This window comes from Streptococcus oralis (assembly GCF_022749195.1).
GTDB classification, from domain to species: domain Bacteria; phylum Bacillota; class Bacilli; order Lactobacillales; family Streptococcaceae; genus Streptococcus; species Streptococcus oralis_CI.
Genome location: NZ_CP094226.1, coordinates 718,292 through 739,064, shown reverse-complemented (window position 1 = coordinate 739,064; position 20,773 = coordinate 718,292). Strand labels below are relative to the sequence as shown.

18 protein-coding genes and 1 other annotated feature are annotated in these 20,773 nt (G+C 40.7%); of the genes, 3 read left to right on the top strand and 15 right to left on the bottom strand.

Annotation, left to right across the window (positions count from 1 at the left end):
- Positions 1-31: 31 nt before the first annotated feature.
- Positions 32-967, bottom strand: a complete 936-nt coding sequence (locus MP387_RS03580; protein ID WP_242747753.1) for a dihydroorotate oxidase — start codon at positions 965-967, stop codon at positions 32-34.
- Positions 968-1,172: 205 nt separating this feature from the next.
- Here MP387_RS03580 and gdhA point away from each other — a divergent pair, with 205 nt between their 5' ends.
- Together gdhA and MP387_RS03570 are read left to right on the top strand one after the other, a co-directional pair.
- On the top strand, positions 1,173-2,519 hold the full coding sequence (gene gdhA / locus MP387_RS03575) for an NADP-specific glutamate dehydrogenase (RefSeq protein ID WP_242747750.1): 1,347 nt from the start codon (positions 1,173-1,175) through the stop codon (positions 2,517-2,519).
- A 31-nt stretch (positions 2,520-2,550) separates the two neighbouring features.
- Entirely contained in the window at positions 2,551-3,036 is a 486-nt protein-coding gene (locus tag MP387_RS03570) for a GNAT family N-acetyltransferase (RefSeq protein ID WP_242748036.1), read from the top strand.
- 160 nt (positions 3,037-3,196) lie between these two features.
- Here MP387_RS03570 and MP387_RS03565 read toward each other — a convergent pair whose 3' ends face one another.
- The 12 genes from MP387_RS03565 to mecA all read right to left on the bottom strand — a co-directional run bounded on the left by MP387_RS03565 (position 3,197) and on the right by mecA (position 15,740).
- Positions 3,197-3,565 (bottom strand): EXLDI protein, encoded by a 369-nt coding sequence (locus tag MP387_RS03565; RefSeq protein ID WP_242747748.1) that lies wholly within the window; start codon positions 3,563-3,565, stop codon positions 3,197-3,199.
- A gap of 62 nt (positions 3,566-3,627) precedes the next feature.
- Positions 3,628-4,530, bottom strand: coding sequence for a DUF2268 domain-containing putative Zn-dependent protease (locus MP387_RS03560; RefSeq protein WP_242747746.1), 903 nt, complete (start codon positions 4,528-4,530; stop codon positions 3,628-3,630).
- A 297-nt stretch (positions 4,531-4,827) separates the two neighbouring features.
- Entirely contained in the window at positions 4,828-5,181 is a 354-nt protein-coding gene (locus tag MP387_RS03555; RefSeq protein WP_242747744.1) for a hypothetical protein, read from the bottom strand.
- 227 nt (positions 5,182-5,408) lie between these two features.
- Positions 5,409-5,777, bottom strand: coding sequence for a 50S ribosomal protein L7/L12 (rplL, locus tag MP387_RS03550; RefSeq protein ID WP_001196964.1), 369 nt, complete (start codon positions 5,775-5,777; stop codon positions 5,409-5,411).
- A gap of 74 nt (positions 5,778-5,851) precedes the next feature.
- Complete coding sequence (rplJ, locus tag MP387_RS03545; protein WP_001287274.1) at positions 5,852-6,352, bottom strand: 50S ribosomal protein L10; 501 nt, start codon at positions 6,350-6,352, stop codon at positions 5,852-5,854.
- Between the two features lie 38 nt (positions 6,353-6,390).
- Positions 6,391-6,526, bottom strand: a sequence feature (ribosomal protein L10 leader region).
- Between the two features lie 61 nt (positions 6,527-6,587).
- The gene (locus MP387_RS03540) at positions 6,588-7,847 is read right to left on the bottom strand and encodes a TRZ/ATZ family protein (RefSeq protein ID WP_242747742.1); all 1,260 of its coding nucleotides are present in this window, start codon (positions 7,845-7,847) and stop codon (positions 6,588-6,590) included.
- A gap of 114 nt (positions 7,848-7,961) precedes the next feature.
- Complete coding sequence (locus MP387_RS03535) at positions 7,962-9,710, bottom strand: ABC transporter ATP-binding protein (protein WP_242747740.1); 1,749 nt, start codon at positions 9,708-9,710, stop codon at positions 7,962-7,964.
- A gap of 1 nt (position 9,711) precedes the next feature.
- Entirely contained in the window at positions 9,712-11,436 is a 1,725-nt protein-coding gene (locus MP387_RS03530; RefSeq protein WP_242747738.1) for an ABC transporter ATP-binding protein, read from the bottom strand.
- 59 nt (positions 11,437-11,495) lie between these two features.
- Positions 11,496-12,434 (bottom strand): peptide-methionine (R)-S-oxide reductase MsrB, encoded by a 939-nt coding sequence (msrB, locus tag MP387_RS03525; RefSeq protein WP_242747736.1) that lies wholly within the window; start codon positions 12,432-12,434, stop codon positions 11,496-11,498.
- 259 nt (positions 12,435-12,693) lie between these two features.
- Positions 12,694-13,563 (bottom strand): homoserine kinase, encoded by an 870-nt coding sequence (gene thrB / locus MP387_RS03520; protein WP_242747733.1) that lies wholly within the window; start codon positions 13,561-13,563, stop codon positions 12,694-12,696.
- A gap of 1 nt (position 13,564) precedes the next feature.
- A complete protein-coding gene (locus tag MP387_RS03515; RefSeq protein WP_242747730.1) occupies positions 13,565-14,851 on the bottom strand; it encodes a homoserine dehydrogenase in 1,287 nt (428 codons plus the stop codon).
- Between the two features lie 151 nt (positions 14,852-15,002).
- Positions 15,003-15,740, bottom strand: a complete 738-nt coding sequence (mecA, locus tag MP387_RS03510) for an adaptor protein MecA (RefSeq protein ID WP_242747727.1) — start codon at positions 15,738-15,740, stop codon at positions 15,003-15,005.
- A gap of 122 nt (positions 15,741-15,862) precedes the next feature.
- Between mecA and MP387_RS03505 the strand changes: the two genes are divergently transcribed.
- Positions 15,863-17,341: an oligosaccharide flippase family protein gene (locus MP387_RS03505; protein ID WP_242747725.1), complete on the top strand. Its 1,479-nt coding sequence runs from the start codon at positions 15,863-15,865 to the stop codon at positions 17,339-17,341.
- Between the two features lie 46 nt (positions 17,342-17,387).
- On the opposite strand, the gene MP387_RS03500 is transcribed toward MP387_RS03505, so the two are convergent.
- A complete protein-coding gene (locus MP387_RS03500; RefSeq protein ID WP_242747723.1) occupies positions 17,388-19,916 on the bottom strand; it encodes an MBL fold metallo-hydrolase in 2,529 nt (842 codons plus the stop codon).
- A 43-nt stretch (positions 19,917-19,959) separates the two neighbouring features.
- A complete protein-coding gene (locus MP387_RS03495) occupies positions 19,960-20,772 on the bottom strand; it encodes a LicD family protein (protein WP_002881745.1) in 813 nt (270 codons plus the stop codon).
- Position 20,773: the final 1 nt, after the last annotated feature.

Below are 20,773 nucleotides of genomic sequence, written 5' to 3'. Positions count from 1 at the left end.
TCTCTCCTTTCTTCTGATTTTTCGATTTAATTTAGTCAATATAGCGCAATTTCCCACGGAAATCTTCTAGTCTCTCGTACCCTTTTTCCTCCATAATAGCTTTCAGTTCATTGGTAATGCGTTCAAAAGCACCTACGCCTTCTTTGTGAAGGGTAGTTCCTAGTTGCACCATACTCGCACCGCAGAGGATGTGTTCAAAGGCATCACGACCTGTCAAGACGCCACCCGTTCCGATGATTTGGATTTGCGGATTGAGACGTTGGTAAAAGGCGTGCACATTAGCAAGAGCGGTCGGTTTGATATACTCTCCACCAATGCCACCAAAACCATTTTTAGGACGAATCACGACCGACTCGTCTTCTATATAAAGGCCGTTTCCGATAGAGTTAACACAGTTAACAAACTTGAGCGGGTATTTGTTGAAAATAGCTGCCGCTTGATCAAAGTGAACAATATCAAAATATGGTGGCAATTTGATTCCAAGAGGTTTGGTAAAGTAGGCAAAGACTTCTGCCAAAATACGGTCTGTTGTCTCAAAATCATAGGCAATCTGAGGTTTTCCTGGAACATTTGGACAAGAGAGATTAAGCTCTGTCAGTCCTTTGAATTCACTCTCTTGAACTTTTTTCAAGATGGTATGTGTTTCTTCTGGAGACATGCCAACTAGAGATAGGAAGAAAGTTCGGTTTGGCTCCTTTTCCTGCAAGTCCAAAAGATAGTCCAGATAGTAGTCCAAGCCATTATTTGGTAAGCCCATGGAGTTGATAGAACCAAGTGGAACATCCTGGTAGCGTGGCTCAGGATTGCCCTGACGAAAGTCCAAGGTCGCAGTCTTCGTAACAAAAGTACCTGCCGCTGAGTTTTTGACCCCTTCTAGTTCCTCTATCGTCATACAAGCCACACCTGCTGCATTCATCAAGCAATTGTCAAACTCAAAGCCAGCTATTTGTGTTTTCGTTGATACCATGATTCTGATCCTCCAGATTCCTTTTATTTCTAATATTATACCATACTTTAAGATTTTCTCTTTGAGAAACTAATTTCTATATAAAACGTTCGGTTTTGTAAATTGAAAGAATTTTTAGAAAATTTCTGTTTTTTTCTTTACACTCAAAAAAAATTCTGCTATAATGGCTCATGTAATAAAATATAACAACAAAAAGGAGAACGATATGACATCTGCTAAAGACTATATCCAAAGCGTGTTTGCAACTGTGAAAGCTCGTAACGGGCATGAGGCTGAATTTCTCCAGGCGGTTGAAGAATTCTTCAGCACTTTGGAACCTGTATTTGAAAAACATCCCGAGTATATCGAAGAAAACATCTTGGCACGCATCACTGAGCCTGAGCGCGTGATTTCTTTCCGTGTTCCTTGGGTTGACCGTGATGGAAAAGTCCAAGTGAACCGTGGTTACCGTGTTCAATTTAACTCAGCTGTTGGACCATATAAAGGCGGACTTCGTTTCCACCCAACTGTAAACCAAGGGATCTTGAAATTCCTTGGCTTCGAACAAATCTTTAAAAACGTCTTAACTGGACTTCCAATCGGTGGAGGTAAAGGTGGATCAGACTTCGATCCTAAAGGGAAGACTGATGCTGAAGTGATGCGCTTCTGCCAAAGCTTCATGACTGAATTGCAAAAATACATCGGACCATCACTTGACGTACCTGCTGGTGATATCGGTGTTGGAGGACGTGAAATTGGTTACCTATACGGACAATACAAACGTCTTAACCAATTTGATGCGGGTGTCTTGACTGGTAAACCTCTTGGATTTGGTGGTAGCTTGATTCGTCCAGAAGCAACTGGTTATGGTTTGGTTTACTACACTGAAGAAATGCTCAAAGCTAATGGTAACAGTTTTGCTAGTAAGAAAGTGGTTATTTCAGGTTCTGGTAACGTAGCTCAATATGCTCTTCAAAAAGCGACTGAACTCGGCGCTACTGTTATCTCTGTATCTGACTCAAACGGTTATGTCATCGACGAAAATGGTATTGACTTCGATCTTTTGGTTGATGTTAAAGAAAAACGCCGTGCTCGTTTGACTGAGTACGCAGCTGAGAAAGCAACTGCTACTTACCATGAAGGTTCTGTATGGACTTACGCTGGAAACTACGACATCGCTCTTCCATGTGCGACCCAAAACGAAATCAACGGCGAAGCAGCTAAACGTTTGGTTGCTCAAGGCGTTATCTGTGTATCTGAAGGTGCTAACATGCCTAGTGACCTTGATGCGATTAAAGTCTACAAAGAAAACGGAATCCTTTACGGACCTGCCAAAGCTGCCAACGCTGGTGGGGTAGCTGTATCAGCGCTTGAAATGAGCCAAAACAGCCTTCGCCTTTCATGGACCCGTGAAGAAGTCGATGGACGACTCAAAGACATCATGACAAACATCTTCAATACAGCTAAAACAACTGCTGAAACATACGGTCTTGGTACTGACTACCTTGCAGGAGCAAATATCGCTGCCTTCGAAAACGTAGCAAACGCTATGATTGCCCAAGGTATTGTTTAATTAGTCGATACATCCTATCGGAGGACAAATGATGAACTTACGGCCAATGGAAGTAAGAGATAATCCAGCTGTAGCACAACTCATTCGAGCTAGTCTTGAAGAATTCGGGCTTGACAAACCTGGAACTGTCTACTTTGATTCTCATCTAGATCATTTGGCCGACTATTATCAACAGCAAGAGAGAGCAGCTTACTTTATTCTGGAAGATGAAGGTCAGCTGGTTGGCTGTGGTGGCTTTGCACCTGTGTCTGATAAGATTGCTGAATTACAAAAACTGTATGTCACTAAAAATAGCCGTGGCAAAGGTTATTCCAGCAGGTTGATAAAGCGGATATTCCAGGAAGCCCGTCTGGCTGGTTATGAACAGCTTTATCTAGAAACCTCTACTGAACTGGCTACGGCCGTGGCCATCTATCAGCACTATGGTTTTACAGCACTACAACAACCACTTTCTAACGCCGCCGGCCACCCAGCTATGAATATCTGGATGATAAAATTCCTCTTATCAGATGAATAGATGGCAGTATACTCTGGTCGTCTCGAAGACATCATGACCAAGATCCTCAAAACAGCTAAAACAACTTTTAAAAATGTAGCCAAGGCTATGATAGTTAAGGTATTGTTTCAGCACTATCAAACTAGAAGAAATCCGACTGCTTATAAAAGCGGCCGGATTTTTATATATCTAATTTTTCAAAAAATTTGCCTGCAGACTGCTTTTCTTTTAGCTTCTCCAGCAGTTCGTTCTCCAGAAAAGGACTTAGTTCGTCAAAATCTTGGCAAACCTTAAAAACCGTCTCTCTATCCATCTGACCATAAGCTAATTCGTAATAGTCCTTATGATGATGCCAGTTCTGGTCATAGTTGACATCTGTACGTTGATAGTAAACAATGTTTTGCTTCGGTGTCAGGTAAAGCTTCTGTGTTAGAATGCTTTTCTGATCTTTGGACAACTTGCTACGACTGAAAATCTTGACACCTTGAAAAATTTTACGCTCATGGATACCTTGATTTGTGACTTTTAATTCAATTCTTTTATAATGCATACTATCACCTCCAGAAATTACCTACATTATATCAGATTCTGGCAGATTTTCAAGCAAAAGTGTCATTTCCAAAAGTCTTTAGTTGCTTCTAAAATCTCTGCCGTCGGTGTCACCGTAGCCTCAATAATGCTCTTGCCAGTCTTTTTCAGATAAGCTTGTATCAGATGATAGCCATAAGCATAGCCCGCAGCATAAGGCATTCCAACCGGTAGTTGACCTTGAATCTCAGCTATTTCATCACCGTAAAGATAAGGAACCATTTCCGCCATTCCTGTTAGCTGAAGCTGACTTGAGATAACAGGCTTAATCTCTTCTAGCTGCTCGGAACTAGTTGAAGTGACCCAAGGCCCAATGAGATCTTTACCATAGAGCTCAGCAGCAAAAGACTCTGCCAACCCCTCACTAACTACCCAGTCTGCTAGTGTCGTCTGCTGGTTCCATTTGATAAATTGGAAGCGAACATTATGGTTGCACTCGTGAGCCAACGCAGCCTGCACACGTGGTAAAGTATAGTCATTCGGTAGCAGACTAAGCATGAGGTAGCCTGGGATTCCACCATCTCCACTATAACCCTTATTGAGCTGTAACATGGACTTTTCAGGGTTGCCCAATAAAATAGTAAAATGGTAATCCTCAATCTCTAAGTCATAGCCAGCCTGCTCAAAAAGACCAATACTCCTCTTGATGGTATTCTGGCAGTCTTGCCAGAGTTGATCAGAGCTCAGAGCGTCGATAGCTGGCCTATCCTTCTCTGACAGAGTTCCGGGTAGCTGATTCATAAAACCAAGTAGGAACAAAGCATCAAATCCTCCGGGATACTTGGCTTTCAGAGGAATATGTTGAGTTTGGTATTTCGTAGCAAAAGGTGCTAATATTTTAGCTCGAAAACAGCCCTCTCTCTTTTCTAAAGGAAGCTCGAGCATCTCTTGGTAAACTTTATCTGAACGAATCATATTGATTTGCATAATAATCTCCTTTCTTATCTACTATTAGTATAATCCCTTACCTAAGGTCAGAGTCAATAAAAAAACTGAACTATCTATTAAAAATTCATTGAAATTATCTCAAATTATAAGAGAATTTCTTTCATTAGCATTCTGTAATACTGAGGTTATAATATTAGGGGGCTTGATAAAATATAAACTTATCTTCAACTATTAATTCAGTAATCTATTCTATGATACAAAAATAGAATCTTGTAAAAACAAGATTCTATTTTTTTTATATTATTCAGCTAGAAATTAGAAAAACTGAAATTAAAATCAATAATTACCTCTATTAACTTTGAAATAGAGATAAATAAGACCGATGATACCAATTGGTATAGAAAAAGTCCAAATTACAAAAAATCTTACTATCTTCCATATTACTAATACTAAAGCTGGTAAAAATAAGATGTTATCTCCCATTATTAATTCAACTATACTTTCATATACAAACATAGCAAATGGGTAAAAGAATGATGAAACTAGGAAGAAAATAAATCCTGTAGGATAAAAACTTGGATCATTTTTTAACGCAAATGCAAAAATTGCTAATGCTCCTAAAGAAAATAAATAGTGTCTAATTAACCACCCTTTATTAAGTGCTACAAATATATTTTTGAATTTATCCATATGTTACCTCCCCTTAGTAATAAAAAAATTAGGAATATAAGCTTAATACAAATATCTCTAATTCATATAAAAACTTTACTAAAGTAATTATACTTAAATTATTGAATATAGTCAAGCAATTAGGAATTTTACAGTGAAAAAAAAGTTAGTGAGAACGTTAGTTGAAATCACAACTAAATAAAAATACCCCACAATAATTGCGGGGTATTAGTTGTAAAGTTACTTTATTATTTAAGAGTAACTGAAGCTCCAGCTTCTTCCAATTTAGCTTTGATTTCTTCAGCTTCTGCAGTTGGAACGCCTTCTTTGATGACACCTGGTGCACCATCAACAAGTTCTTTAGCTTCTTTAAGTCCAAGACCAGTGATTTCACGTACAACTTTGATAACGCCAACTTTTTTGTCACCAGCAGCTGTCAACTCAACGTCAAATGAGTCTTTAGCAGCACCAGCGTCAGCAGCACCAGCTGCAGCAACAGCTACAGGAGCTGCTGCAGTTACACCAAATTCTTCTTCGATAGCTTTTACAAGGTCGTTCAATTCAAGGATTGAAGCTTCTTTAATTTCAGCAATAATGTTTTCAATGTTCAATGCCATTGTTATTTCCTCCAAATAAGTTTTTAATTTTATAATAGTTTTTCCGTAGCTAGGCTACGCTGCGTAGCTTAAGATTAAGCTGCGTCTTCTTTGTTGTCTGCAACCGCTTTGACTGCAAGAGCAACGTTGCGCACTGGCGCTTGAAGTACAGAAAGGAGCATAGAAAGAAGTCCTTCGCGGTTTGGAAGAGTTGCAAGAGCAACGATTTCTTCTTTAGATGCGACAGCGCCTTCGATTGCACCACCTTTGATTTCAAGTGCTTCAGCGTTTTTAGCAAAATCGTTCAAGATTTTCGCTGGCGCGATAACATCTTCGTTAGAAAATGCTACTGCAGATGGTCCAACAAATACTGATGCAAGATCTTCAAGACCAGCTTTTTCAGCTGCACGACGCAAGATTGAGTTTTTAATGACTTTATACTCAACTTCGCTTCCACGAAGCTCACGACGAAGAACTGTATCTTGCTCAACTGTCAAACCACGAGCGTCTACAACGACGATAGATGCAGCAGCTTTCATTTTTTCAGCTACTACGTCAACTAGTTCCGCTTTTTTAGCAATAATTGCTTCACTCATTAGTGTGTTCACCTCCGTAATTATTTTGCTTGGGGAATTTTTCCAAAAGAAAAACGCGCCCAAACCTAGACACGAAAGTACAATACGCTTCTTTTTACATGATACGTTTTGTCCTCGGTAGGATATTTATGAGTCGAGCTCCCCTACTGTCTTAGGCAGTTTTTTCAAACCGTATATAAGTATAGCATAGACAAAAAAAGAATGCAAGATTTTTGCAAACTTTTTTTAAATTTTTTTAAATCTCTACTGTCAAAACTTTGCCTTGCTTAACCACCTGTTCTCCAGCGATATAAACATCATCAACATCACTGGATTTGACTGCATAAACCAGGTGAGAGAGCATATTTTCCTGAGGCTGAAGATGGATTTTTCCTTGTGGTTGAATGGCCAGAAAATCTGCTTGCTTGCCAACTTCTAGGCTTCCTATCTGCTTTTCCATTCCTAGAACCTTAGCTCCTTCGATCGTTAGTGCCTTAAGGGCTGTCTCGATAGGGAATTGGCTGGCATCTCCACTCTTCATTTTCTGAAGAAGGGCTGCGGTCCGTCCTTCCTCAAACATATCTAGATTATTATTGGAAGCAACTGAGTCAGTCGCAATTCCGACTGCTACTCCTGCTTTTTGCAGTTGGATGATTGGAGCGATTCCTGAGGCCAGTTTTAGATTACTGATAGGATTGTGGGCGATAGCCACATGAGAAGTCGCCAAGCGTTCAATTTCTCGTTCGTTTAACTCGACCCCGTGAGCAAAGACGGACGGATGATCTAAATAACCCAGTTCTTCAAGAAAAGTAAGGGGGCGTTTGCCATAGCGTTTCAGGATAATTCCTGATTCCTCCTTGGTCTCCGCCACATGGATATGGATAGGAATATTCAGCTCTTTTGCCATATCTAAGCTCTCTTCCAGCAAATCTTTACTACAGCTGTAGGGAGAATGAGGGGCTACCATAACCTTGAAATTTGGGTTTTCATATCCTAAGATTTCTTCTATAATGGATCGTGTTCTGCTTATAGTCTCAGCAGTTGTTTCTGCCTCTGAAGAAAAGAGGGTCGGTGAGAAATAACAACGCATCTTAGACGCCTTGACTGCCTGATAAATTCTCTCAATATCCACACCATTGGGATTATACATATCGTTGAAGCTTGTTGTTCCTGACTGGAGCATTTCTGTCAGAGCTTCTTTGACCGCCTTGGTAGTCATGTCGGGAGTAAATCCTGCTTCTGCTGGCCAGATAAAGTCATTGAGCCATTCGTGGAGATTGCTGTCATCCCGAATCCCTCGCAAACCTGTCATAGCAGAATGGGTGTGGCAATTAACCAAACCAGGCATGATCCAGGCTCCCTGATAGTCTATAATCTGCTCAGCTTGCTCTAAAATCTCTGGCTCCTCTTGGCCGACATAGACGATTTGAGAGTCCTTAACGGCTAAGATACTATCCAAATAAACATGGAAATCTTTGTCACAAGTCACAATATTTACATGCTGATAGACTTTCATTATAGGCTCCTTTTCTATAAGACAATTTACAGTGAATAATTTTTCTAGCTATTGTAACAAAAAAGTCACCCGAAGGCAACTTTTTTCGTTCATAAGATTTTAAAATAGAAAGGATTATTCAGAGCTAAAAGCCGCAGCTTTTTGCATTTGGTAATACTTGCCCTTTCTAACCATGAGATCATGATGGTTACCATGCTCCACAATGTCACCATCTACCAAGACCAGAATCAAATCCGCATCCTGAATGGTTGACAAACGGTGAGCAATAATAAAGCTTGTGCGCCCCTTCATCAGTTTGGCAAAGGCATCCTGTACTAGCACCTCTGTCCGTGTATCGATGGAGGAAGTCGCCTCGTCTAAGATAAGAATCTTTGGAATAGCTAGAAAGACTCGGGCGATGGTCAAGAGCTGGGCTTGACCGACAGAGAGAGATTCTCCTGCATTTTCCAACTTGGTATCGTATCCCTGTGGCAACTGTTGGATGAAAAAGTCTGCGTTGGCTGCTTTGGCGGCAGCAATCACCTGCTCCCGACTGGCGTCAGGATTTCCAAAGACAATATTGTCATGAATGGTTCCTTGCTTGAGCCAGGTTTCTTGGAGTACCATTCCAAACTGCTGTCTCAATGACGCTCGGGTATAGTCGTAAATGGAACGACCGTCTAGCAAGATATCTCCCGAGTTAATAGGATAAAAACGCATGAGGAGATTGATAAGAGTTGACTTACCAGCACCTGTCGGACCAACAATAGCCACCTTGCTACCAGCTGGAATGTCAATCGATAAATCCTTAATCAAAACCTTCTCAGGATGATAGCCAAAAGAGACATGTTTAAAGGAAATAGCACCCTTGACTTGGTCACTGGTCAAGACTTCCTTACCTGTTTCAGCCACCTCAGGACTCTCTAAGACAGCATAAACACGCTCTGCACAAGCGAGAGCACTTTGCAATTCGGCTAGAACCGAAGAAATATCGTTAAAGGGCTTAGTGTACTGCTGGACATAGTTCAAAAAAGTCACTAAACGCCCAATAGTCAAGGTTGAACCCATCATGATACGATAGGCTCCCACTCCAGCAAGAAGGGCATAAATGAGCGCATTGACAAAGCGAGTTGAAGGATTGACCGTTGATGAATAAAAGATGGCTGACTGAGAATAACCTGCATAGTTGGCATTCGCCTCGTGCAGTCTTTGGATAAACTCTGTCTGAGCATTGAAGGACTGGATAATGGTCTGTTGGCTAAGTGATTCTTCAATCAACTGAGTCTGAATCCCCCTCGTCTCTGTTTGCTTCTGGAAGAGATGATAAGAGCGTTTAGCAATAAAACGTGAAATCACCATAGACAGTGGCGTCAACAGCAAGACCAAGAGGGTCATGAGGAGGTGAATTTGAAGCATTGCTAGAATACTAACCAAAATCATCAAGACGCCAATGAAAAATTGGTTAAATATCATGGTCAAACCAGCTGCCAACTGCTCGACGTCTGTGGTCACACGACTGACCATCTCTCCACTGCCTTGCCGATCTACAAAAGCAATCGGTAACCGATGGAGCTTATGGATGATTCGCTCTCGCAAGTCTCTGGTATAAGAAAAGATTAGGCGATTATAAAGAAGAGGATTAGCCCATTGTACCAGTGTATTTCCTATGACCACCAAGATCATCTGGATAAAAATCTGCCAAAAAACTGGTGAAGAATCAGCTACTAGAACCTGGTCAATGACCTGCCCAATCAAGATAGGTAGGTAGATCGATAAAGCAACTTGGGCAATAGTTCCTAGAAAGGCAAGGAAAAGGAGAAAAGGATGGCTTACTAAATCTACGGCTAAACGTTTGAGCGTCTGGTTTGCGGTTTGTCGTTTCATGCTAGTCCTCCTTTCCATGTTGGGATGCATTGATTTCGCGATAGACTTGACTAGTCTTCATCAAGTCATCGTGCTTGCCAACAGCTAGGAGCTCACCTTTTTCCAAGAGGAGAATCTGGTCAGCCATCTGAAGTGTAGACGCTCGTTGAGAAATCAAGATTAAGCTCGTGTTTGGCAGATTTTCTCTAATAGCTTTCAAGAGCTTGGACTCGGTAATGGTGTCGAGGGCCGAGGTCGCATCATCTAAGATGAGAAATGGAGCTTGGCGCAAGACTGCTCGGGCAATAGATAGCCTTTGTTTTTGTCCGCCTGAGAAATTTCGACCTCCTGTCTCAACTAGGGCATCCAAAAGTCCTTCCTTTTCACTGACAAAATCCTTAGCTTGCACAATCTCCAAGGCCTGCCAGAGTTGCTGGTCAGACACTTCTTGATTTAAACCTAGAGTCAAGTTGGAACGAATAGTTCCTTTAAAAAGTTCAACTTTTTGGGGTACATAGGCAATCCAAGACCGCCACTGCTCAAGATTAAGAGGACTACATCCATCTCTATAAATGTCAATGCTTCCCTTGTCTACTGGATAAAGTCCAAGCAAAACTTGCACCAAGCTTGATTTACCTGAACCAGTTCCTCCGATGATACCAAGGATCTGATCTTGATTCATACCAAAGGAAATGTTTCTCAGAGAAGGCTGGGCCGCATCAGGATAGGTAAAGGTTAATTCTTTGACTTGCAAAACCCGATCACCGGTAGCTTGTTTTTGTTCTAATTCTGAAAAAATATCTTCTGGAGCTTCGGTAAAAACTTCCTCAATTCGCTTGGCTGAGATATAGGATTGGTTGAGGGAATTGATCAGCATGGCGAGCTTAACCAATTCCACCAAAATCTGTAAGAGGTAGTTGATAAGAGCAATGAGAGCTCCTTGACTGAGTAAACCTCCTTGAATTGAAATATATCCCTGCCAGATAATGACGAGGAGAGTTCCATTAACAATCAGATAGGTCAGAGGTGTTAACAAACTTGACCAGAAACCCGTCTTTTCTTGCAATCTAGCATAAACTTGGTTAAGGTTTTGAAAAATCTGTAACTCTCGTTTTTCATGGCCAAAAGCACGAATAACTCGCATCCCTTGCAATTGCTGGCGCGTTTCCTGAACCAATTGGTCCGTTTTTTTTCTGAGACTGCTGTAGAGAGGATTGACAAGTCTAGATAACCCGACAATGACAATCGTCAAAATGACAACCATAACTAAAAACCAGAAAGTTAGCTCAGCCGAGATGCGATAGGCCATAAAGATAGCCCCAAAGACGATAATAGGCGCTCGCAAAAAGAGGCGCAGGAATTGATTGATCCCAGTCTGAATCTGGTAAGTATCCGAAGTCAAGCGTGTCACCAAGCTAGAAGTTGTCAGACGATCTCTGCTATCCTTTGGCAAGGAAAGAATATGACGATAAAGGTCGTCTGTCAGTTCCTTGGCGAATCCAACCGCTGCCTTGGCTGAGTAAAACTGGGCTATCAAGGCCACTAAAACACCAATCACTGCAAAGATAAGGAGCAGGCCAATCTGCATCCAGAGGTGTCCCTGATCTCTCTGGGGCAAGGACTGGTCAACAATCCCAGCAATCACCATGGGAACCAAGAGTTCAAAAACAGCTTCTAGCAGCTTGAACAGGGGTGCTAGAATCGACTCTTTGATGTAGGGTTTGAAGTAAGATAGTAAGTGTTTCATAAGTCCCTTCTATTCTTATTCTGAAAATGAAGAAAGTGGGAAGCCCCACCCTCTCAGTTTTATTTGTTTAAGTAAGGTAATAGATAGCCATATCCTGCTTTTTCCATCTCATCCTTGGCTATAAAGCGCAAGGAAGCAGAATTAATACAGTAACGGAGGCCACCTAACTCCTGAGGTCCATCTGTGAAAACATGACCCAAGTGAGCATTTCCTGACCGAGAACGAACCTCGATTCGCTCCATTCCATGGCTCAAATCCTTGTAATAGTGAATCAATTCCTTAGAAATCGGACGACTAAAACTTGGCCAACCACAACCTGAAGAAAACTTATCCTTGGCGAAAAAGAGTGGCTCACCTGTCGTGATGTCTACATAAATCCCTTCTTCAAAGGTTTGGTCATAGGCATTGGTAAATGGAGCCTCTGTAGCAGCTTCTTGCGTAACACGGTAAGACTCTTCAGTTAAGCTTTCCTTTAATACCTCTTGACTAGGCTTTTCATAGTTAGAGGCATCAATCAATGGTTTCTCAGCATCCGTCACATCGATATGACAGTAACCTGAAGGATTTTTCTTGAGATAGTCTTGATGGTAGTCTTCAGCCAAAATGTAGTGGCGAAGTTTCTCCACTTCTACTGCAATCTTTCGACCCAGCATGCGCTCCTGCTCCTGCACCACTGTGTAGATAGCTGGCAAGTCTGCTTCATCCTGATAATAGATTCCCGTTCGATATTGGCGACCACGGTCATTCCCCTGCTGGTTAATAGACAAGGGATCAATGACACGGAAATAATAAAGCAAAATCTCTCTAAGTGACACTGCTTTCTCATCATAAATCACTTGAACAGTCTCTGCATGGTCTGTTTCCTTGAGCAACTGGTAATTGGTCGTTTCGACTTGGCCATTAGCGTAGCCAACACTGGTTGCTAATACGCCTGAAATTCGAGAAAAATATTCCTCTAATCCCCAAAAACAACCACCTGCTAGATAAATTTCTGCCATCTTTATTTCTCCTTTATCAAGTTTTTAACTAATACTCTTCGAAAATATCTTCAAACCACGTCAGCTTACATCTGCAACCTCAAAACAGTATTTTGAGCTAACTTCGTCAGTTCTATCCACAACCTCAAAACACTGTTTTGAACAACCTGCGGCTAGCTTCCTAGTTTGCTCTTTGATTTTCATTGAGTATAAACTTCTTTTCAAAAAAAGGATAGGAAGCCCTCTGGTCGAGAGTTTCCCCATCCTATCCTCTATTTCTTTACTTTGTTTCGACACGGACACCTTGGGTATCAACTTTCAAATCATGAAGTTTGCCTTTGAAAGACTGCTTTTGCAATTCTGCCTTAATCGCCGGCATCTTGTCATGAGAAGCCAAGACCATAACTGTCGGCCCTGCTCCAGAGAGATAGGTCGCATAGGCTCCATTCTCTTTGGCTACTTGCTTAATCGTTGCAAATTCACGGACCAGACTTTGACGATAACGCTCGTGGAAGAGGTCCCCCTCGATTGCTTGGCCAGCTGTCACCATGTCTCCTGCCAACAAGGCTGCAACGGCCACATTGGCGATAGAACTAGCTGCAACAGCTTCCTTGTAGGACAATTTCTTAGGAAGGACACCACGGCTGTCGCGAGTGCGCAATTCATAGTTAGGAATATAAGCTAGAAAATCACACTCGGGGAAGTCAGCCACGATTGCTGAAACGTGACCTTCAACGGAACTCGCAACAACAAGATTTCCATAGATAGCTGGTGCCACATTGTCAGGATGCCCTTCAATCTTGGTAGCCAACTGCAATTTGTCGTGGTTAGATAAGTTGAGCTTACCTAATTGGTTAGCCAGTTCAATCCCAGCAACGATAACCGAGCTTGAAGAACCCAAACCACGCGCCAAGGGAACATCGCTGGTCATTTTCAAGCGTCTCGGTTGCAAGTCAGGCGCAATTTGCAAGGCAATCTTGAGCAAGAGATTACGCTCGTCATGGGGAATCCATTTACCAACCTGGTGTTCAATCAACCACTCATCCCGTTCTTCACAAACCTCAATTTGAAGATACTTGGTTACAGCTACACCGACCGAATCAAAACCTGGCCCGATATTGGCACTGGTTGCAGGTACAATAATCTTCATCCTATTCTCCTAACACCTTGAAGGTATTCAAGAGGTCAAATTCTGAAGCTTTGGCCAACTCTGCTGAAACATTCTCAAGTTGTGCTTTATTGATCTTATGAGTGATAATCACTACACGCGCCTTGTCACCCTCTTTGCCATCTTGGAGGATTTGCTTGAAGGAAATATCTTGAGCATTGAAAATCTCAGCCAATTTCAAGACCTGACCTTTTGAGTCTGGAGCCAAGATTGAGAAATAGTAGTTTGCTTTAACATCCTCAGGATTAGCCAAGACCAAGTCACGGCTGTATTCGTTGAAGTCTTTACCAATGGTACCATCATTCAAGCGACGAACGATACGGACAATATCTGCTACAACACTTGTCGCAGTTGGTTTTTGACCCGCACCTGGTCCATAGTACATAGACTCACCGATACCAATAGATTCTACAAAAACAGCATTCATCACGCCATTCACACTGGCAAGTGGATGTGCTTTAGGAAGGAAGGTTGGAGTTACTTCTGCAGCAATACCAGAAGGAGTTTCCTCGATAGAACCAACCAATTTCACTACATAGCCTAGGTCTTGAGCTACAGCTACGTCTTCTGGTGTGATGTTACGGATTCCCTTGTGGGCTACATCGTCAAAGGCAACCTTCATACCAAAAGCAAACTGGCTCAAAATCACCATCTTGTAGGCTGCGTCAATCCCATCCACGTCATTTGTAGGGTCGCTTTCTGCAAATCCTAGTCTTTGAGCTTCCGCCAGAGCATCATCATAAGACCAGCCTTCTTCCACCATCTTGGTCATCATGAAGTTAGAAGTTCCGTTAACGACACCAAGAACGCGCGTGATTTTATCAGAAGCCAATGAATTTGCTAGAGTGCGAAGAATTGGAATACCACCAGCTACTGCTGCTTCGTAGTAAAGTGCTACATTATGCTCTTTAGCGATTTCTAACAATTCTGCACCATGGACAGCCAAAAGGTCCTTGTTAGCAGTAACAACGTGTTTCCCAGCTTCCAAGGCACGAGTGATAAAGGTTTTAGCTGGTTCGATACGCCCCATCAATTCCACTACGATAGTAATGTCCTTGTCTGATAAAATATCGTCTACATTGGTTACAAAGTTAAAGTCATTTCCTGCTGCAAGCAAGCGGTTCTTCTCATCTTCATCCTTGACCAATACCTTGGCTACTTCAATCTCAGAATGAGATGACTGAACGATTTTTTCTCCATTTTCCTTTAGTAGGAATGGCACACCACTTGCAACGGTACCAAATCCAAGTAAAGCAATTTTAACTGTCATGTTTGTCTCCTAGAAATTTTCTGATATAGCCATTATAACAGAATTTTGTGAAAATTCCTATTATAGTAAATCACTATTTCAGTCTAGTAAAGAAAAAACGAATCAGACGATTCGTTCTCCTTAAAATCTAGAAAAAGATTTCCAGAAATGATTATCCGATTTTTTGCAGACCGAGAACTGCATCATGGTTAATCAATATTTGCCCATACTCTTGCAAGACTGAACGACTGATGTCACTATCGTCTGCAAACTCACGCATACGAGCCAAGAGCCAAGCCGGATATGGACTTGGATGATTTTCCACATCGACTAAGATTGTCAAATAATAGTGTCCATTCATCTTATAGAGTTCAGATGTTTCCATCTGGTAGTTAACCGTCTTTGCAAAAGCAACTAAGTCAGCAAGGCTTGCAAAGCGTAGGATATAGTAGATATAAGGTTCTTTCTTATTCTCCGTCTCCTTGTCTGCCTGCTCTTGCTCTTCTTCCTTTGCTTCGACCTGCTCTAGAGATTGGATGGCCTCAATATCGTCCTTGGTCTTATCTGCAATGCTCTTTTCCAAGGTTTTGAGAAATTCATCTGGCGACATTTGGGCTAATTCTTCCATGTCTGGTAGATCCGCCAAATCTTCAAAATCCAGATTTTGGTCAATCTTGGACTTGGTCACAAAGACGTCGACCTTATCAGGTTTTGGCGTCACGCGGAAACTCAGCATGCCACTATCCAAGAAATTGTCTGGCATCTCTAACTCATCTAAAATAGCATAGAAAAACTCTTCGGTTTTTTCCTGAGGAACGAGAAAGTCTGCAATCTCCATTCCCCGATCCATCAAATCATCTAAAGTCATCGTGATTTTTAGTGTTGTATCACTAATTTGTTTCATCTTCATATCAAGTAACCTCATACTTTCAGTCTATCTATTATACTAGATTTTTACGATTTTATCAAAAGAATGAAGCGAGAATGTGATATAATACTAGATATGATTTTAGATTTAAGAAAGAAAGTTCAATGAAAAATATAAAAGTAAATGCATTGGCCAGCTTGCTGGTCAATATTCTCAATATCGTTTTTCCACTGATAACCAACCCTTATCTGACGCGGATTCTCAGCAAATCCAATTACGGTTATTTCAATACAGCCAATACCTGGGCAAGTTTCGTTATTCCACTAGCTGCCTTTGGAATATACAACTACGGGATTCGAGCTATTAGTAAGGTCAAGGATGACAAGAATAAAATCAACTACGTCTTTTCTAAGTTGTTTTATATCTCGGTTTTCACTTCCCTCCTGACCACTGGTATCTACTTCCTCATTATCTTCTTTGACACCAGCATTGAGAATCTGAAAGTTCTCTACTACATCCTAGGAGCCCAAGCACTCTTCCAATTTCTCAATATCGAATGGATGAACGAGGCTTATGAAAACTATGCCTTCATCCTCTACAAAACGTTAATTATTCGAATTACCATGCTGGTCGCTATCTTCGCCTTTGTTAAAACGGCAGATGATATTGTTCCTTATGCTATCGTTATGACAGCGACCACTATCCTCAACTACCTGCTCAGTTTTCTTTGGATTAAGAGAGAAGTTTCTTTTGTTAAGATTGGTTTCGTCGAATTAGCTAAAGCTTCTAAACCGCTCTTCACTATGCTTCTCTTAGCAAATGCTAATATGCTTTATACCTTGCTAGATAGAATGTTTATCACCAAGGGACCAGATGAAAACTACATTTCTTATTATACAATTGCCTATAGTATCGTCATGTTGATTGCCAGTGTCTTGAGTGGAGCTATCAACGTCAGTATTCCACGCCTTGGCTACTATCTCGGTAAAAAGGATTACAAGTCCTATAATTATCTCGTGAATCAAGCGGCATCCTTATTCTATTTCCTTATGGTTCCAACTAGTGTCGGGATTATGATATTGGGACGGTACGCAACTGTTATTTATTCTTCTGAAAAATATCTTGAAGCGGGTATCGTAACTAGCGTCTTCGCCTTTCGTACCATCATTTGGGCTATTGAGTTGATTCTTGGTAAACAGATTATCTTTATCAACGACCATGAAAATCGCTTAACTGCCTTCTACTTCCTTGGTGGTGGTGCCAATATACTATTAAATAGCATCTTGTATTTCAATAATATTTTTGCACCTGAGTATTACATCGCTACGACCATTATCGCAGAAACTATCGTCGTTTTACTTGAAATTCATTTTATCAAGAAACACCAACTGATTAGTTTAAAAGAAATTTTTATAACCTTAACACGTTATAGCCTCATATCCCTTGGTTTTATCCCAATCTTCTATATTTTCAAGATGATTTTCCAAATCAATTCCTACACAGTAAACTTCAATATGATTCTCATGGTTCTTTCTACCGTAGCAACTTGTGGTATCTATTACCTCTTGACCCTCTTTATCACCAAAGACAAAACACTCCACTATGCACTGAACCTTGTACTTGCTAAATTAAAACGAAATTAAAAAAATCCCCTACTGATAAATTAGTTGTCAGTAGGGGATTTCTTCTTTATTCTTTTTCTTTCTTATCAGAAGCCTTGGCTTCTAGATTTGAATCTTGTTTAGGTTGTTCAACAATAGAGGAATTAGCTTCTTGTTTCTGTTCTGGCTTGACTGCATCGCTATTTACAGCAGCAACAGCCTGTTTCCAGATTCCTTCTTCGTTTACTTTATAACCATCAGGTGTTGTTGCGTTCTTCAACAAAGAACCATCAGCTTGGAAATAGTACCAATTACCATCAAGCTGTTTCCAACCTGTCTGCATAGCTCCTGATTCATCAAAGTAATAATGATCACCATTTACTTTATGAAGGCCAACCAACATGATGCCATCTTCAGGATTTAGATAATACCAGACGCCTTTGTCTTTTATCCAACCAGTTTTCATGGCTCCATTTGATTCAAAGTAACGGTAATGATTATCAAACCATTTCCAGCCAGTTTGCATGGCTCCAGATTTGCTAAAGTAATATTGCTTACCATCTACTTGATGGAGGCCGACTAACATAACGCCTTCCTTACCTTCAAGATAATACCAGACATCACCATCTTTCAACCAACCAGTTTGGAGTGCGCCCGACGTAGCGTAGTAATGCCAAGAATCATTTGACCACTGCCATCCAACTTGCATAGTACCTGCAGAGCTGAAGAAATAGTTCTTACCATCAATCTCTTTAGATCCTACAGCCATGATACCTGTTTCTGGATCCAAATAATACCATGATTCTTTATCTTTCAACCAACCCGTTTTCATAGCACCTGAGTTCGTATAGAAGTACCAGCTATTGTCTTGCCACTTCCAGCCAGTCTGCATGGCACCACTAGCATTCAAATAGTAACGAACACCATTTATATCTTGTCTACCAGTTAACATGATACCATCTTTATCCAGATAATACCATGTTTCCTGATCCTTGACCCAACCAGTTTTCATAGCTCCAGAACTTGCAAAATAGTTCCAGTGACCATCAACAAAGGCCCAGCCAGTTTGCATGACACCTTCTTGATTAAAGTAGTATGTGCTTCCATTGATATTCTTTTTACCGATGGTCTTTAGCCCATCCTCGTCATAGAAATACCAATTTAAATCAATCTTTTGCCAAGTTGAAGGCTTACCTGCTGTTTGGAGTGCACCACTTTCGCTAAAGAACATTTTCTTGCCATTATAGACTTGGTGTCCTGTTAGCATCTTGCCATCTGCCGCAAAGAGATACTTTTTCCCTCCAATTTCAGAGAGCTCGCTAAATCGTCTAGCACCATTTGATTGGATATAATACCAAGAGTCATCTAGTTTGAACCAACCACCAGTTTGCATTTTACCATTTTGGTTCAGATAGTAATCATTCCCTTTAGCATTTTCTCCCCAGTCGTCGTTAAGGTGAAGCCAGCGACCTGCTTGCATTTGTCCTTTTCCATTAAAGAAATAAGTGGCTCCGCCAATCTCTCTCCAGCCGATAGCCATTTCTCCATCAGTCAAACGATATTTCCAATAACCATCTTCTTGATACCATTTTTCGTCAACTACAGGGATATCAGGGAAGGTATTTGAAACATTAGCAAATCCTTTATCGCTAATATCAAAAACGGTAGCGTCTTGAGTTTGGCTAGCAGCATGAAGAACCTGAATATTTTTCTTCTGAAGGTATTCTCTGGTTGAAGCAACATTAATATCTCCACCAGTTGTCTGAATAATCATTTTTGGTGATAAGTTTTCAAGGAAATTAATCGTATTTGAAATTGTCGCATCATAATGGTGGTTCCATTTCATCATATCAACCTTGCCGATAACTGGACCTAACTTATCTTCTGCTCCTTCGGCATTATCCAAATCTCCACCAAGATAGATTCTCTTTCCTGCCACGGTCACTACTGAAACAATGGAGTTGGAGTTATCATCTCGAACTTTTTTCAGATTCCCGTCAGCATCATATTCATTCTTATAGTTGTAGAGTTGGATATCCATATCACCTAATTTTAGATGGCTATCCTCATCTGAAATATTCTGGATAAGAGTAACTCCTCGTTTTTGAGCTGCTCTCAAAGCATTATCATAATTGAAAAGATTATCCCATAGTCCCCAGTTTGCTGTGATCCGATCATCTGAATATTTTTTCAAATAAAACTTACCGACTTGATATCGATTGAGTATTTCGTCCGCTCCACCAATATGGTCACTATGAACATGAGTTCCTATAATAAAATCTAATTTTTTTACACCTATTTGATCCAAGTGGCGAATCAATCGATCCTCCAATACTTGATAATTTCTCATGGAAATTCCCCAGCGGCTTGGATAGCGTGGATCACTCCCATCAGGAAAATCATAGTCTTCTCCCATATCAATCAAAGCATAGTGACCATTGCTTTCCAGAAGGATGGCGTCACTCCCAGATTTTGCTTTAGTATTTATGAAATGGATACGATTGCCCGAACCTGCAGAGATGGTATCTGCATCTACTCCTTGCGATAACTGAATCAGTAATAGAAAGAATGCGAGAACACTATAGCTGACTGATTTTAATAACCATTTATTTTTCACCTTGAAAACTCCTTTATCTTAACAATAAGCAACTTTTACTAATCTAATCAATCCAGTAGTTTTTATCCCCTCCTGGGACTTGTTGCTCAATAGGCGGTGGAGTCATATAGTTTTCTCCAAATTCGTAGACAAGTATTTCATGGTATTTTCTCGGAACCTTGACCACAATGTCTTCATAGGGCATATCAATCAAATCATAGAGCCATTCTTTTTTTATACCATTTGGATAATAAGGGTCATAGATAGTACAAGTAAGATCTGTTGCTTGATCTACACTATACTTTAAAGCAAGGCTCTCTAATTTTTGATTCCATAGCTGTGGGGAAGTTAAGCGGAAAATCGCTGATCCCATATAACGAGGGAGGTTCTTAAGTCCACCATTCTCAGACTTGATCCCTTTAAAATTCAATGAAGAAAGGCGGATGAAATATTTGTAGAGCTTCATTTTCTTACGGTCACTTTCCTCTGTGACGACACCATCATATGGAAAAATGTCAACACAAGTTCCCAATACGACCGTTGGGTCTACGAGGTTAGCATCTCGACGAGTCCTTACATCATAGACTCTCATATAACTGTATGGGTATCCCTTTGTTTCTCTGAATGAAATCAATTTGTAGTAGGGATGATTTTCATTTTGTAAAACCTTGTACAGTTTTTCAAATTCATCACGCGCTAAGGAAATATCTGTATCATCATCCCAAGGGATAAATCCTTTATGGCGTACAGCTCCTAGTAAGGTTCCAAAATCAATAAAGTATTTGATTTGATGTTGTTCACAAAGATCATGTAGATACTTTAAAATATCCAATTCTACTTGCTTGATTTCTTCAAGAGTTAAAGTTCTTTCAGACATA

What these genes read in the sequence shown, in the direction of transcription:
- MP387_RS03555 (WP_242747744.1), bottom strand. Translation starts at nt 5,181, where the DNA reads ATGGATAAATTCAAAAATATATTTGTAGCACTTAATAAAGGGTGGTTA.
- mecA (WP_242747727.1), bottom strand. Translation starts at nt 15,740, where the DNA reads ATGAAGATGAAACAAATTAGTGATACAACACTAAAAATCACGATGACT.
- MP387_RS03565 (WP_242747748.1), bottom strand. Translation starts at nt 3,565, where the DNA reads ATGCATTATAAAAGAATTGAATTAAAAGTCACAAATCAAGGTATCCAT.
- MP387_RS03515 (WP_242747730.1), bottom strand. Translation starts at nt 14,851, where the DNA reads ATGACAGTTAAAATTGCTTTACTTGGATTTGGTACCGTTGCAAGTGGT.
- MP387_RS03495 (WP_002881745.1), bottom strand. Translation starts at nt 20,772, where the DNA reads ATGTCTGAAAGAACTTTAACTCTTGAAGAAATCAAGCAAGTAGAATTG.
- MP387_RS03580 (WP_242747753.1), bottom strand. Translation starts at nt 967, where the DNA reads ATGGTATCAACGAAAACACAAATAGCTGGCTTTGAGTTTGACAATTGC.
- MP387_RS03535 (WP_242747740.1), bottom strand. Translation starts at nt 9,710, where the DNA reads ATGAAACGACAAACCGCAAACCAGACGCTCAAACGTTTAGCCGTAGAT.
- MP387_RS03560 (WP_242747746.1), bottom strand. Translation starts at nt 4,530, where the DNA reads ATGCAAATCAATATGATTCGTTCAGATAAAGTTTACCAAGAGATGCTC.
- MP387_RS03505 (WP_242747725.1), top strand. Translation starts at nt 15,863, where the DNA reads ATGAAAAATATAAAAGTAAATGCATTGGCCAGCTTGCTGGTCAATATT.
- rplJ (WP_001287274.1), bottom strand. Translation starts at nt 6,352, where the DNA reads ATGAGTGAAGCAATTATTGCTAAAAAAGCGGAACTAGTTGACGTAGTA.
- MP387_RS03530 (WP_242747738.1), bottom strand. Translation starts at nt 11,436, where the DNA reads ATGAAACACTTACTATCTTACTTCAAACCCTACATCAAAGAGTCGATT.
- rplL (WP_001196964.1), bottom strand. Translation starts at nt 5,777, where the DNA reads ATGGCATTGAACATTGAAAACATTATTGCTGAAATTAAAGAAGCTTCA.
- msrB (WP_242747736.1), bottom strand. Translation starts at nt 12,434, where the DNA reads ATGGCAGAAATTTATCTAGCAGGTGGTTGTTTTTGGGGATTAGAGGAA.
- thrB (WP_242747733.1), bottom strand. Translation starts at nt 13,563, where the DNA reads ATGAAGATTATTGTACCTGCAACCAGTGCCAATATCGGGCCAGGTTTT.
- MP387_RS03570 (WP_242748036.1), top strand. Translation starts at nt 2,551, where the DNA reads ATGAACTTACGGCCAATGGAAGTAAGAGATAATCCAGCTGTAGCACAA.
- MP387_RS03540 (WP_242747742.1), bottom strand. Translation starts at nt 7,847, where the DNA reads ATGAAAGTCTATCAGCATGTAAATATTGTGACTTGTGACAAAGATTTC.
- gdhA (WP_242747750.1), top strand. Translation starts at nt 1,173, where the DNA reads ATGACATCTGCTAAAGACTATATCCAAAGCGTGTTTGCAACTGTGAAA.